Raw genomic sequence first — 14,270 nt, 5'->3', positions numbered from 1 at the left:
CAGGCTTCTCATGGCCGTTGGCGAGACGACACTCTGAATTTTGAGCACTTAAATCGACATATTAATAAGGATGGCGTATGAAAAACATAAATGTTGACATCTTGGGAAATGGGAATGTTGTCGGAAATGGTAACCGCACGATCAGCGTTACCAATAACACGCGGATTAACAATAGTGGAGGGTCTGGCGGATCGGGCGGTAGTGGCGGTGGCGGTGGCGGGAGCGCGGGTGGAGAGATTGCCGTCCTCGCAGCCGTGGTATCGATCGTCATGTGCTGGCTGTACGTGCGACACATCGATGGAATTTATGACGTCCTGACGAAGGCTGCGCTTCTGTCGAGTTTGCCCGTCTTGCCTCTTGTCATCGGATTTCTCTGGCGACTTCGCACCGAAGAGGGAACATGGGGGGATATGGCCAAATTGTTTATCAACCCTGTTGTTACGATCATCGTTTTGAGCTTGCTCAACTTCGGTTATGGTCGATTGGACGGGCAGGTTATTCAGATGGCAACTCATATGCAGGCGCGTGACTTTTGGAACGGCCTATCGGAATACGGACATCGCGTAGTGTTCGAGAACATCGTTGGAACGGCCGCGATTGTGGGTGTCTTGCTTTCGAATGCGTTGATGGCAGTTTTCCAGTGCGCGGAAAGTATGGCTCAGCGTACAGGGGGCGTGATGGCCATCAGGCTGGTTGGCCTGACATTCAATTTCAGGCCGGCGCGTATGGTCGTGGTCTTTGCCGTATTTCTTGGAGGTTCGTTCGTGGCTTTCTCAGGAAAAGGCTTTGATTGGTGGTCATCTACCGTTGGCGGTATTACGGCTGCTGCTTTGAAGGGGTAGTCAATCAGATTATCCGGCCAATACCATTGCGAGACGAACTTAGGAGCTGTTGGCCGGACCGGGTGCAGTCGCCTCGGCGAAGGAACTAAATCGCCAACCCCAGCGGGGCCCATCGGGCTATGATGCTCGATCGCCAATAAGGCGCCGCCCCGTCGGGCGGCTCAATTGCCACGATCATGAGCCGGAATATCCCTGACCATCCCACGGCGCCTCTCACTTACGAGGCCGGCAATACATTTAAGCGAGTCGCGCTGCAGCATCATTAGGCATCGCGCGCGATGCTCCGCACGACATCAGGGTGGAAGTTGTTGTAGAGCAGTTCTCATGTAAAAGCTACAAGGAGCGCTATCATGAAGCAACCAGGACTCGATGGTCGCCATCGTGACAAGGACGGAAAGATTGATCTCAAGCACGGCAACACGATGAACAAGAACCTGGCGAATCCCATCCCGGGCTTCGGACCGAATACAACGCTGAAAGAGATGCGCGACAAGACTGGCAAGGTCAGCGAGAAAGATATCAGAGCCGTAATGGTGAAGAAGCGCGGGGGATGAGGCAGCAGGTCATGCGGCGGCTTCCGAAGCCGCCTGCCATTCAACGCCGTGGTTGAGCGGGTCACCTTGTGGCAGACTTTATCAAATACTCAGCTTCTGCCTGCACGACCGGCCATCCGTCGCGCAACATTCGCACGGCTTCGTCGACCACCTCATAGCTCAGTCCGCAGCTTTCGATGTCCGTGACGCCCATGTGCGCGAGGTCGGAGGCCGATGCCTCTCCAAAGGAAATTCTGCAAAACAGGGTATCTTCGTGTGGAAAGGAGGGTCTCCGTCGACATCTAGGCGCTGAAAAGAAACGGCGACCTTGCGGGTTTTTCCTTCCAGTTTTGAGTACATCCCCCCATACCCGAGGACTGCCAGTGGATAGCACTTGTCCGGAATTCCCGGAATCTGGTCGGTGCTTACCGGGTGCCTGATCCATCTGTAGCTCATGAACTACGTCCTCATATTGCGGTGTTGAAGCCGACTCAATACGGCGAAAACGTTTTTTTAATCAGTGCGTGGTCGTTTGCGCCCGTAAATCGAATAGGAGCCTGCGGGATGTTTGGCGCTGATGCCTTTGTGAAAGAGTGTATCCGAGGGTGTCCCGCGTAAAACCAACCTTCGCAAACGTTTGGCTTGCAGAAGCGGCGATTTCGGTAAAAACGCCACATTTCGGTGGCCGGCCGTTGACATCGATCAAGAATCGAAGACGGCTATAAGTTCGATAGTGTTGCACTAGATCTTGTGATAGATTGAATATCACATCAACATCTAGTCGATGTCGCATCTTTCGGTCTGGGAGAGGAGTGGGTAAAAATTACCGTATCTTTTGAGGCGCAGGTCCTCAAAGGCTTCCTAAGGATGGTCACCCATGGCAACGCCGGAGATTACATTTTCCACGTGGGCAACGGGGGATATGGCGCTCATCGAGCTATTGAACGGACAGACCATTCTTATTGCATTAATACGTGATGAATTGCCTCGCTGAGGATTGCAGGCGCGTTCGCTATCTCGATCACACCGCCTTTACTGGCTCACGAATTTCAAACTTGTTCGTTCGATCTCTCGGCCGGTTGAACAACAAAAGAATCCTGGCCCAACGGTCGTTGATTGTCCGTATTCGCATGTTATAGCACCGCGTTCTGGTCTCCGCGATTGAGTCCAGGCAGCTAACTCATTGGGGTAGAACATATGGCAGGCAGGAATTGGAAGAAGGATCGCGCCCAAGAGCGCATTCGCGGCTGGGTCAACCAGGTCAGCAAGGTCGAGATCAAGGAATACCGTCGCGACACGGATCTGACCGGGCTCGGCAACGGCGTCGCCTATCGCATCGACGGCGTACACCTGTATGTCGACATTCTCAACATTAACGAGATGCTCGGGGTCACGGACACAGAGGGTGTGCGGGCGCACAGCCGCACGCTGCGCTTCCTGGACCGGCACTACCGCGCGGTGCGTGACATCCTGAAGGACGTCGACGCGATTCAGGTCGATTTCCACAACCAGCGGCTTCACGCTGTCGTTGCCAAACCGTACGGCGACGAGGCCGGCCGAATCCATAAAGCGGTGGCGACGGCACAACTGATCATCGACGTGCTCGCGCGCACGGGCGAAAGCGGCGACGACCCGCTGCCTGCGGCCAAGGTGAGGGCCGGCATCGACTCCGGCATGGCGCTAGCCGTCAACAACGGGCGTCGCGGCAATCGCGAGCCGCTTTTCCTGGGCGAGCCGGCTAACCTGGCCGCCAAGCGCTCGGGTGGCGGCGTCGACACCGGCATCTACATGACCAACACCGCGCGTGCGGTCGTGGGCTGGAGCACGGTCAAGGACGAGGACAAGACAGCGTTGACCAAGGTGCAGATCGAGCAGTCCGAGGATGAAGCGGATCTCGAAGTCACTGCGGATGATGTGGTCGAGGACTGGGAAGAGGGTCTCGCGAACCAGCCGCTCGGCTCGTTTGAGTTCACGCGGCACACGCCGCCGTTCGCCGATCTCGACTTGGAAACACTGACCCCGGCGAATTCGCGACGCCAGGAGTCGACGTCCATCTACGCTGACATCGACGGCTTTACCGCCTACGTGTCGGACAGGATCGATGACGACGATTCGGCCAAAGATGTCGTCCGGGCGCTGCACGTGCTGCGAGCCGAACTCGACGCCGTCCTCCATGCCGACTTCGCTGGCCGCAAGATCCGATTTATTGGCGACTGCGTTCACGGTGTGCTAATCGAAGGGACGTCCCAGACCACCGACGACACTGAGACGGCCAAAAACGCCATGCTGTGCGCGGCCGCTATGCGCAGCAGCTTCGAGGAGGCAATTACCATCCTCGAGGAAGAGGGCATCGACACCGGCGATCTCGGCATCCAGATCGGTCTGGAGCACGGCCCGACGGCAATCACCCGGCTGGGCTACAAGGGCGAGCGGATCCGGTGCTGCATCAGCCGCGCGGTACTGCGCTCCGAAGATGAGCAGCGCCGTTGCAAGGGCAACGAAACTGCGATTGGCCAGGCCACATACAAGCATGCGCCTGAGGCATTCCGCACGTTGTTCGGTGACAGCCGGATCCGGGAGGATTTTGACTACGACGAAGCGACCGACGCGCTCGCTGGTAAGAATACTAGCCAGAAGGCTGCTTCGGCGTCGGGGCTTGCCGCCACGTTGCCGTCTACCCAGCCGAGCCGGCTCGGTCGCGCACCAGCGACGGCCGCTGCGGCGTTCACGCTGCCGGCTCAGGCCGCCGGCCCCACTAATCCGAACAAGGTTCCGGCGGGGTTTGCCTGATGTGGTGGTTCATCACCGACCAGCCTCGTCTCCTGGCCGAGCGGGCGGCGATCGACGAGCTCGTCACCGAAGGGATCGGCATCGAAAATGCCCGATGGGGTGTATCGGGGCCCAACCTTGCCTTGAAGGTCGACGTAGATCTGCGGATCGCCGACAAGGCTCGCACGGTCACCATGATTTACCCCCTGATTTTCCCGAACGCGCCTCCCGTGGTGCGCCCCATCGGGGAGACCACAGAGTGGGGCGCTCACCAGTACCTCGTCAGTGGCGATCTCTGCCTTGAGTACCGTGCGGACAACTGGCATCCGGACCTGAGCGGCGCCGTAATGCTGCGCAGTGCGCTGAAGCTGATGGCCGCCGACCTAGGCATTACCCACACGTCGGGATGGGCGTTACCGTCGGCGCACCACGTGACGGACGGTCAGCAAATTCGCGGGAACTGGTGTCGGATGAATATGACCGCTGCCGGCCAAGCAAAGCTTGCCAATGTGACCGGGACCCAGCCGATCAAGCTGCACCGATGCTGGAGCCCAAAGACGGTGATGGTCACGCTCACCAATGTCATCGAACAGGACGATACGCAGTGGATCGATCCGACGGTGCCCACGGCGCTCGTGGAGGACGCACGCCTAGATGGCTTGGCCATGGCAATAGCTCCCGACGACGCACGTCTGAAAGCCATCGATAGCTTTCTCAAGGACGGTGCGAACAGTAGCGTCTTCTGGAGTATGTTCGTCGCGGAACCCATCGCCAACGACGAAGATCGGTGCCTCATGCTGGTCATGCCAACGGGGGTGCGCGCTTTCTATGTGCGGCCTGACGACGGAAGGCCGTACGAGTTCGCACTAGTTCTTCCGGACTCGGGCAATCGCCTCCCAACCCGCAACGCCGGCCTAGCCGATAAGACGTTTGCCATCCTAGGGTGTGGCTCCCTCGGCTCCAAAGTAGCCACGACCCTGGCGCGCAGCGGTGCGCGCAAATTCATCTTGATCGACGCCGACGTCCTGAAGCTCGAAAACCTTGTTCGCAATGACCTTGACGCCAAACAAGCAGGTGCATTAAAGGCGTATGCCGTCGCTCAGCGCTTGAAGCGCGTGGCTGCTGGCGTCGACGTAAAGGTGCACAACTTTCTGCTGGGCGGCCAGGAGCCCGGTAGTAAGGACGATGCGTTAGTGCGTGAGATTGCCAACGCGGATGTCATCGTCGACGCCACTGGCGACCACGACGTCTTCAACTATGCTGCTGCGGCAGCCAGGCTTAACCAGAAGACAATGTGCTGGGCACGCATCTTCGCCGGCGGCTATGGCGGCCTGATTGCACGCGCACGCCCCGGGCTGGATCCCAATCCGTTCGACGCGCGTTCGATGATCGACCAGTGGTGTGCCCAGCCAGATTTTCCCGAGCCGCCGCAGCCAGAGAAGGACTATGCATCGCGGCCAGAGGATGGGCCGCCAATGATTGCCGACGATGCAGACGTGTCTGCCATCGCCGCACATTTTGCTCGCCTGCTCATCGATTCCGCCGTCGCCGGCGACAGCTCCGAGTTCGAGTGCTCGGCCTACATGATCGGGCTACGTAAGGAGTGGATTTTCGAAGGGCCCTTTGATACCTGGCCGATCAATCTCGGTTCGAGCCCGTGGATGCACCCCGCTGAAGTCGGCCCCGGCGTGCGCGACGAGGGTAATAAAGCGCTGCTGGAAATATTCAGCACGGTAGCGCGGGGGCAAACCAATGATTGAGGTTCAATTGGCGCCGGAATGCGCCGCCAAGCTACTGCGCGAGCTTCGGCGTGCTCGCACCGATGAGATTGGCGGCGTCTTGGCGACTGAGCGCGTTGCCGACCGCGTCTTCCGTATCGTTGATCTGTCTGTTCAGCGTACGGGGGGCTCCTTCGGGGCGTTCTCGCGAGACGCCAGCCTCCATAAGCGCTTCATGCGGCGATTCCACGACCTGACTGGGCACCAATACGAGAGATTCAACTATCTCGGTGAGTGGCACTCACACCCGAGTTTTCCGGCGCTGCCAAGTCCAAAGGACATCCGTACGATGCATTCGCTGCTCGAGGCGCCGGACCAGGTGGCCAACTTCCTCGTACTGTTGATCGTCAAACGATCGAGTGCCGGCAAGCTCGAAGCATCTGCGCACGCCTTCGTACCTGACCTCGCGCCGATGCGCGTGCCGTTGACCATGCTCGAGCAAAACGACGCGCTCACCGAGGTGACTGCTTCTCCTCGATTATCGCTGCGCAAGAGACTTGCTATGCGTGCGGAAAGCGGCTGTTCGCGACCGTCACGGCGTTAGGCTTCCCCAAATCCAGGATTTCGCTAAGTCTAAGTAAAAGAGACAAAATGAATCTAATCGATCGCTTCAAAGAACCCACCACGCTCGTGCAGGCAATGCTCGCGCAGACCATAATTCAGGGAGACCGCGACGTTGCCGCAGCGCTTGCTGGCGCTGGACAATTGACAGAATACTCTGCTGGAGAAGTGCTCATTAAGGAGGGCGAGGCTGATCGAGAAATGTACTTCCTGCTGATGGGAAAGGTCGGAATCTCTGTAAAGGGCAAGTACCTGTACCAGCGTGAACGTAACCTCACGGTCGGAGAAATGTCGGCGGTCAACCCGTCCATCGTGCGAAGCGCAACGGTGACAGCACTGGAGCCGACCGTAACGCTGAAGGTTTCGCCGGACACGCTTGATAAAATCGCGAACGTGCACCCTACGTTGTATAAACTCATTGCCGCTGAACTGGCAAATCGCATTCTGCAGCGGAACACGTTTATCCGCTCGCCTAACGACAGGCCGCGAGTATTTTTTATTAGCTCCAAGGAGAGCCTGGAAGTCGCCAAGGCACTTCGGCATGGACTGAGATACACTGACGCCGATTCGATTCTCTGGTCCGACGACGAAATCTTTCCCGCTGGAGCTTATCCTCTTGAGGCGCTGGAGGCAGAGGTGGATCGAGCCGACTTCGGTGTAGCCATTGCCCATCCGGATGACATTGTTCGATCAAGAAAGCACCAGACTGCAGCCCCTCGAGATAACGTCATCTTCGAGCTGGGTTTCTTCATGTCGCGGCTAGGTCGCAAACGCACGTTCTTGCTGGTTCCCACGATGAGCGAGGAATTGAAGATGCCATCGGACTTCAAAGGTATTACACCGATCATGTACCCGCCGCTCAGCGGAAAGGCTGACGAAGTAGCTACTCAGGTGCTGACCTCGCCCATCTACGAGCTTGAGACGAAGATCCGTAAGGGAGGCTGCCGGGAGCTGCAATAACGTAGCCTTACGCAGATTGGGGAAACGGCGCCGCGTTGAGCCTTTGTTGGATAAGCGAGCGCTTGCGCAACAAACGCTGCGGCGAGCATAGAGTTCTGGTGGTATTCGCGCGGACTTATGCATGACGCGCATGGTATCGTGCGTTGGCACCACGCGAATCCGCCCACAACTCCCTGATAACTCAATTGGCGAAATGGCAGTCGTCCAGTCGATCCAGCAACGATCCGCGACGGTGGGCCAACTTGAAGAATCCTGACACGAAATGGAGATTCCACCGCTTCAGCATTTCCCGGCGTTCTCAATGATCGTCGACGTTAACAGCTTCACAGCATTGGTTGCACAAAACAAGCTTGGCGCCGGCGTCGCACAGTTCGTGGGAGACATCTTGTTGGGTCCGATTGCCGTAGTGGAGAGAGAAGGTGGCAGCGTCATCGGAGTCAATGGCGATGCAATATTCGCAATTCTGCCCGACGCCGATAGTACCTACATGGCTTGCGTAGGCATTGCGAAAGATCTCAACAACATGTGCAGCTACCTAGCGGACACCGACTACATCACGAGTATTCCGGCGCCACCATCGCTAAAGATTGGCGTCGAATATGGTATTTTGGATAGCTCCACTATCACGACGAAGGCGCTGGGCACGATTCCGTTTTGTATCGGGCCAGCCACCAACTACGCAGCACGGATTATTGCCGCTGGAGCAGGCAACCGATGCCATATCGGACCAGCCGCATACAACGCCGGAATGGACGCGTGGTTATCGGGGCAAACAACTCTCGAAGTCGACGGCAAGCGAGGCGAACCAGCCTATTCATACTACGAGCTCGACCTCGGCGACATATGGATCGAAGGTCAACGTGACGACGGCGAATATTACTGGTAGCCCGTTTGTCCAGACGGCCAGCAGAAGGGCTGTCAGACTTTTCGTATTCGGGGTGGATCGAAAAACACTCGGTTGGCCAGACGGATCGTCGCTCGTAAAGGGTGCCGGGTCTGTAAAAGCGACATCAGGTCGGCCAGTAGCTGACATTTACGGTTACACGGTCCATTTCCACGTCGATGTGTATGTCCAGATTCCCATGTCGTCCCAATACTCTGGAGCCCACATGTCAACGCCATTCGTGTACTTCAACTGGTCAGCCAACTTGTTGTAGACGTCGGCGGTGATGCGAGTTGGCTTGCCGGCGAGATTTGTGAGCTTGGCGGCGTAGTTCGCGGCCCGCCCAATCCAAACGAGATCATTGTCTCCGCGTACACCGATTCGCGCAGTTCTCAGTTGACTTGTGTCGATGCCCACGACGTGTCTCAGTACAAAATCCGTCTGCCACTTTCTCGCAATTGCCGGCTGGATGATGTCTAGAACGGCAGAGTTGATTTTCAGTGCACATCGGGCTGCGGACGTATTCTTCGAGTCCCCGGTGAAGACCGCCATCACTCGGTCCCCGTCATAGGCAGTAATGTTTCCCCCTTCATTCCTGATGATGTCAGAAGCGCATTTCAGAAAGGTCTTGTAGATCTGTGCGCTGAACTGCCACTTCTTGGTGTTCACCATGTCGGTCGACCCGTCCAAGTCCGCGTAAAGGACCGTCGCGGCCTTAAGATCTTTCGCGTGGTTGGAGTTGAGACGCAAATCCTCGGGATTTGGGACACCAGTAGTCTCTTGAACTTCCCACTCACCAGTAAACGTTTCTCCAACCCATTTTTTTAAATCGTCGGCCAAAGCCATTGATATCCCTAGTTTGTTGTTCAGCCGAAGTCGGATGCTACGTTGGCAGTGACACGATCCAGCTTTGGCTTCGAGATCGATTTACGGGTTATTCAGGAGATCGTCCCTAGGCTCATGATGTGCTTGCGGAGCGCAGTCGCGGCCGGGCCAAACTTCGCTTCTGTATCGTTCTTTTCGTCATAGACGTAGGGGATCGTCGTCACGCCGGCCATGTCGCTCGGAAGCTTGACGCCCTCGCCGCGCGGTTCCATCAGGATCGCACGCTTGCGGCCGAGGCGTCCCATGAATAGGCCGAGCTCGAACACTACGTTATCGCGTGGGGCTGGCCATTCAGTTCCGCGGGCATTAGTGACGTCGTCGCCATGCGCGATCGCCACCGCAAAATCGCATTGATCCAGCTCACGTTCGATATCGTCGAGCGTATAGTTTGCGACCTTGAACACACCTTGGTTCCACGGCACGGTCAGGAACTTGTCGTGTGCGAACATGGATTGGAGCAGGTGCGCGACGCCAAGCGCTTCAGCGCTTGAAATCACGAAAACGCGGATTTTTTCGCGCTTCGCATTCACGAACTGATTGCGCTCGATCAAGCGTTTCGAGAGTTCTTTTGCCATCCGGCGCCAGATGTCCGGATAGCGGGTGCCAAGTTCGCTCAATTGTTGTTCTGTGATTTTCGCGACAAGGGAATCCGCAGCCGCGCTAACCGTCGCAGACCGCTTCTGGACCGGCTCAACGGCGGCCATCTCCCCGACCGAATCGCCGGGGAACCGCCGGCGGATCGGCGTAGCGTTGACGATGATGTCGAACGCTCCGGTGATGATGAAATACAAGTCATTGTCGGTTGCGTCCTGCTGGATGATGACGTCTCCCGCCTTGACGGAAATCAGTTCAGCCATGTCAGCCAGCTCCGCGGCCAGATCTTTGTCGCCACCGACCAGCTTTTGGCCCGTGAACGCTTCAACACGCAGGCGTTTGCCCGCTTCCCCCGAAAATCTCTCAATCATTATTGTGCTCTCCTGGCCGCCTTTGGGAAACAAACCGCAGTGATGATTCTAATGGACAATCGACGGCTTTTGCGCGCCCGTTGGGAGCCAACAATCGTACGTGGCACGGTATGATTGAAATGCCTGTTTCTGGTTGACTTGCGGCCACTGGAAGCCGATCGGAATCCATGCCCGTGACGGGTCGAGCAGAGACATTGAAGCGATGCGGACCGGCTAACTATCGTACTGCTAACCCCCGATTTATCTGGGCAGCCCGTCGCTCGCAGGTAAATGGTGGTGGTCGCGATTGATGCACGACGCAGGTTATCGCTCGCCATCGTCAGTTCGGCTCCGCGGGCGAGAGCGCATGTTTTGTGGGTGTGGCGGGCCCGATGCGAGTTCGCGCGTCGCAACTTTTCGGCGATCACGGGATGGTGCACGCCGATCACATGGGCAGCCTGCCGGAGAAATCGCCGCATCGCACGCTGGAGGCGGGTGATGTCTCACACCATTTCGTAGCACGCCGGGTCTGCTTGCGCGGCCTTTATCAAATACTCGGCTTCTTCCTGCACGACCGGCCATCCCTCGCGCAGCATCCGCACGGCCTCGTCGACCACCTCATAGCTCAGTCCGCAGTTTTCGATATCCGTGACGCCCATGTGCGCGAGGTCGGAGGGCGATGCCTCTCCAAAGGAAATTCTGAGAAACAGGGTATCCGCCATGGCGCCCGTATCATCCGTCTCGCCGCTCAGGATGTCCTCGGCCAACAGGCCTGCCATGCCGACGAGCACCTTCCAATTCTCAGGTAGCTCGGCAGCGGGAAACCCATGGTTCAACGCCGTTCTGCGCATCTCCTCGGGGCAGGTGCGCGGACGGAACTGGCCGAGCCACGCGCTCTCATCTGGATTGCCACTCTCGTTTTTCCACACGACTGCGTCGCCAGCGCCGCCGAAGCGCTCGTAAAGCATCTTGTGGCCCGCTTCGTGGTATGCGGTGTTTCGGAGCTCTCTGGCAGCTATCTGCTCTTCCGTAAAATAAATCATGTTCGTCGAATGTGGTCGGTATGATTAGACTAGGGCATAGCTCAGTGAAAGGGCTGCGGCGCCGGGCAAGATGCTCGGTGCCGCGCTATTCCAGCTTCAACTCAAATATCTGTGGGGGATAAGGCGAACTTTGCACGAAACCCATCGGGCCGTGGCAATGGTGGCACGCGAGCGGACAAGAGCGGGTATGCAGCCCGATGGCTCTTGACGTGCTCGACCATGCTGAGCCACAGCTCCATGTCTCCCCAAACGTAATGCGTGTCTATCAGTTCTCCGGCATTCAGAGCGATATTCGGCATCTCTGGGAGATAGAGCCGGTAGACCCAGTCAGTACCCTGTTCGATGCCGACCACAATCGGCACGACCTTCCGGTCCTCCCAGTGGGCGATATACATCCAAACATCCGGGTCTTTCGCATCGGCAAGCCAGTGAATCTCCAGGTCGCCGATGGATAGTGTCATGTCAATGACTGGATGCGAGCCAAGCTTCAGGCTCTCGAAAGTCATTATCGCCGGCGAGAAGTCCCGCGGCAGGCTGGCCAAGGCCGAAGCGTCCATCGGACATGTCAGCGCACAGACGTGGAAAGGCAGCCCTTTCGGCATCTTCCGCTTGCGCCAGAATCGCGCCAAAAAGTCAAAACTACCTACGGCATGCACATTGTCGCCAAAGTTGTTCATTTTTCGGGTTCATTGGGATGCGAGTCCAGCCGGTCGGTTGCTCGCACAGGCGGTGCGTTGCCTGCATATGAGTGTAGGTTCGCAGAAGGGGCATGATTTGCTCAAAATTGAGCAGATCGGCTTTTGCACCCGTGCTGGCATCGGCGAGAACCGAAAGGCAAAGAACTCACGCGGCAGAATTTCGACGCAGGAGGGGCTAGATTTCGTCTGGGTCGCCAAGCTAATCTTGTTGAGAGCCTATTGACGTGCAGGTGGAAACGAGACCGCGCATCTCGACTGGATTCCGAACCGTATTCGATTAGATTCGGATAGGCCTTGTGCCACGGGCGTGCCGGGCAGGTGTTGCGTACCCATATCCGTATCCAGTCGAAGCTCACGGTCATCTGGCTGGAGGCGATTTTGCCCCCACATTTGTGGGCCATGCAGCCCAAGTACAGCGTGCGCGCCGCATATTTGTAGGCCATGAGCGGAGCGGACCTGCCGCGCGATCTGGCCCTTTAATCTGATCCCGAGCAAGTCCGACTGCACGAGGTCACTTACATCCATGGGTGCTCGCGGGACTGGGGCGGAAAACAGGCTTATTTGTCGGGCAGTTATTTTTAAATCAAAAACTTCCTTGATTTATCTGTTGTTTTTTCCCTTCGAGGAAATTCCGTCTATTTAAGGGGCATTTTTTTCGCGTCATCTGCTCCGACCGACACTATACGTCCTATGCCCGATTCGACAAATCGAGGTGATAACTCTGCTCGATCTACCTTCGTAGCAGGGAACTGAATTATGCGGATGAAAGATAGCCGATTGCATGACTTCCGCACATTTATGGAGAATGTTATGAGCGTTTTGTTTTGGGCTGGCAGAGGGCTGACGAAGCTTGATGAAGCCGCGTTAAAGGAGCTTACGAGCAATGATTACGCGACGGCGGACCTGATGGTCGTGGAAGGCAATCCGAAAGTCCCGCAGCTGGCCGAAGGCGTTGAGGTTGGCGCCACCTACCGGTTTGCGGAAGTCTGCTTCTTCTGCTTCCCTCACTGGCGCGTTTGCCGTGACTGGGTAATAAAATTGAAGGACATGGTCGGCTGCACTGCCGAGCTCTTGAATACAGGTGGTCCTGTCGCTTTCAGAGATTTCTTCATGTGGATTCAAGAGGGAACGGTTGGCCCGAAGGCTTCGATGAAGCTGGCGGCGGAGTTCGCGGAATGGGACGAGCGCGCGAAGACGTTTGCGGACCAGGATTTCTATGAAATCTTCACAGACATGCACGCGATGTTCGCCTGGGGTGCGGAGGATGGTTTGATTTGCCTTCGTTGCGCGTAATCACTGAGCGAATCGCATATCGCTTTGCAAGAGGAGAGCACCGAGCGGATAGTTCTCTTACGAGCAGCAACCGTGACAGACTCGCACGTTAGCAATAGCGAATCGGAAAACTGTCGAGCGCGGCACGATGCCGCGCTCGCATTTTCGATCTAGAGCCCGCAAACGGCCCAGACTCCGGGCAACGCAGCAGCCGAAACATCGAGGTCGATGTTCAGCGGGTAGTGCCTGAGCAGATGTTCCGCGACTGATTGAACGTTGCCATGGCAATCGACACGGTCAGCGGAAGCAAGCATCTGCAGGAACTCGCGAGTATCCGTGACCGCCTTCGTGCGCTCATATGGAGTTGTCATCAGCGGCTCGGATAAGCAGTTGCTGGGTAACGTCAACGTATGCCGTCACGGAATTCAATTCGCACCAGCGCTTCCATACATAGTCCGCATTGTCTGACTGGCCAGGTCCCCCGATGAGCTGATAAATGCGGCCGGACCGTGTCTTGCCACGTAAGCTTTGAGGGTCGAACGTCACGACCTCGGAGCTTACGCGTCCTGTGCGGTCGCGGTTGTCTGCGCCGACAAAATGTCGAGTCCCGTCCGCTGTCTCCAAGATTCTCCAGCGCGATAGCGAGACCCCCGGCTCGTCAATTACGGGGGCGATTCTCCAAATAGGCATGAGCATCTCCTGTTCGCCGCTGAGGGCCTGGCGGGAAGACGTCGTCTCCCACACTGGCGGCACGTCATTCATGGTATTCGAATTCGCGTCGCGTTAAAGTTAAAAACTAGATTATTTTATCGGTAATTTTTTTGGACGGGATATGCTTTATATTTAACCGATTGGTCGATTTATGGTTTTTTGAGGAAAAGGTGATTGCGGGTGGTGGCATAATGCGCGGACCGCTTATTCTTTATCTCGAGGACAATTTATGCTTAACGGCACAATGCCGAAAACCCGCGATGGCTTCATGCGTCGCGGGTTTTTCTTTGCGTGGACGCGTGACGCGCGTCCGGATCGGGAAATTACCGAGAAAGTGCCGCGCCGCTGTCAATCCAAGTATGCTGTAGCGCGGCCGTTTCACACGCAACAC

At 56.9% G+C, this 14,270-nt stretch carries 13 protein-coding genes and 1 pseudogene; 8 read left to right on the top strand and 6 right to left on the bottom strand.

Features of this window, described 5'->3' with window-relative positions; translation table 11 throughout:
- Positions 1–77 precede the first annotated feature (77 nt).
- The 7 genes from ACN8ZM_RS25585 (at position 78) to ACN8ZM_RS25555 (ending at position 8,329) form a co-directional block, all read left to right on the top strand.
- Positions 78–842, top strand: coding sequence for a hypothetical protein (locus ACN8ZM_RS25585; protein ID WP_420211116.1), 765 nt, complete (start codon positions 78–80; stop codon positions 840–842).
- Positions 843–1,192: 350 nt separating this feature from the next.
- Entirely contained in the window at positions 1,193–1,396 is a 204-nt protein-coding gene (locus ACN8ZM_RS25580) for a hypothetical protein (protein WP_420211115.1), read from the top strand.
- Positions 1,397–2,572: 1,176 nt separating this feature from the next.
- Complete coding sequence (locus tag ACN8ZM_RS25575; RefSeq protein WP_420211114.1) at positions 2,573–4,165, top strand: adenylate/guanylate cyclase domain-containing protein; 1,593 nt, start codon at positions 2,573–2,575, stop codon at positions 4,163–4,165.
- Entirely contained in the window at positions 4,165–5,904 is a 1,740-nt protein-coding gene (locus tag ACN8ZM_RS25570) for an E2/E1-associated domain-containing protein (RefSeq protein ID WP_420211113.1), read from the top strand. The genes ACN8ZM_RS25575 and ACN8ZM_RS25570 overlap by 1 nt, the downstream gene beginning before the upstream one ends.
- On the top strand, positions 5,897–6,466 hold the full coding sequence (locus ACN8ZM_RS25565; protein ID WP_420211112.1) for a Mov34/MPN/PAD-1 family protein: 570 nt from the start codon (positions 5,897–5,899) through the stop codon (positions 6,464–6,466). The genes ACN8ZM_RS25570 and ACN8ZM_RS25565 overlap by 8 nt, the downstream gene beginning before the upstream one ends.
- Positions 6,467–6,513: 47 nt before the next feature.
- Complete coding sequence (locus tag ACN8ZM_RS25560) at positions 6,514–7,443, top strand: TIR domain-containing protein (protein ID WP_420211110.1); 930 nt, start codon at positions 6,514–6,516, stop codon at positions 7,441–7,443.
- Positions 7,444–7,705: 262 nt separating this feature from the next.
- Complete coding sequence (locus ACN8ZM_RS25555) at positions 7,706–8,329, top strand: hypothetical protein (RefSeq protein ID WP_420211109.1); 624 nt, start codon at positions 7,706–7,708, stop codon at positions 8,327–8,329.
- 153 nt (positions 8,330–8,482) lie between these two features.
- Here ACN8ZM_RS25555 and pycC read toward each other — a convergent pair whose 3' ends face one another.
- The 5 genes and pseudogenes from pycC to ACN8ZM_RS25530 all read right to left on the bottom strand — a co-directional run bounded on the left by pycC (position 8,483) and on the right by ACN8ZM_RS25530 (position 11,875).
- Positions 8,483–9,172, bottom strand: coding sequence for a Pycsar phage resistance system uridylate cyclase PycC (gene pycC / locus ACN8ZM_RS25550; RefSeq protein ID WP_420211108.1), 690 nt, complete (start codon positions 9,170–9,172; stop codon positions 8,483–8,485).
- Positions 9,173–9,264: 92 nt separating this feature from the next.
- A complete protein-coding gene (pycTIR, locus tag ACN8ZM_RS25545) occupies positions 9,265–10,176 on the bottom strand; it encodes a Pycsar phage resistance system effector protein PycTIR (RefSeq protein WP_420211107.1) in 912 nt (303 codons plus the stop codon).
- Between the two features lie 263 nt (positions 10,177–10,439).
- Positions 10,440–10,634: pseudogene (locus ACN8ZM_RS25540) on the bottom strand (hypothetical protein); the annotation flags it as partial.
- Positions 10,635–10,658: 24 nt separating this feature from the next.
- Complete coding sequence (locus tag ACN8ZM_RS25535) at positions 10,659–11,198, bottom strand: hypothetical protein (protein WP_420211106.1); 540 nt, start codon at positions 11,196–11,198, stop codon at positions 10,659–10,661.
- Positions 11,199–11,299: 101 nt separating this feature from the next.
- Positions 11,300–11,875 carry a hypothetical protein gene (locus tag ACN8ZM_RS25530; RefSeq protein WP_420211105.1) on the bottom strand — a complete coding sequence of 192 codons (576 nt, stop codon included), beginning with the start codon at positions 11,873–11,875 and terminating at the stop codon, positions 11,300–11,302.
- 831 nt (positions 11,876–12,706) lie between these two features.
- On the opposite strand from ACN8ZM_RS25530, the gene ACN8ZM_RS25525 reads away from it, so the two are divergent.
- The gene (locus ACN8ZM_RS25525) at positions 12,707–13,189 is read left to right on the top strand and encodes a hypothetical protein (protein ID WP_234621164.1); all 483 of its coding nucleotides are present in this window, start codon (positions 12,707–12,709) and stop codon (positions 13,187–13,189) included.
- Positions 13,190–13,338: 149 nt separating this feature from the next.
- Here the strand turns inward: ACN8ZM_RS25525 and ACN8ZM_RS25520 are convergent, their stop codons facing one another.
- Positions 13,339–13,482, bottom strand: a complete 144-nt coding sequence (locus tag ACN8ZM_RS25520; protein WP_321119254.1) for a hypothetical protein — start codon at positions 13,480–13,482, stop codon at positions 13,339–13,341.
- Positions 13,483–14,270: the final 788 nt, after the last annotated feature.

It is taken from the genome of Burkholderia aenigmatica, from assembly GCF_048627025.1.
Classification (GTDB): domain Bacteria; phylum Pseudomonadota; class Gammaproteobacteria; order Burkholderiales; family Burkholderiaceae; genus Burkholderia; species Burkholderia aenigmatica.
Note: the sequence above shows the minus strand (reverse complement) of the source record. Positions and strands in the feature narration are given on the sequence as shown.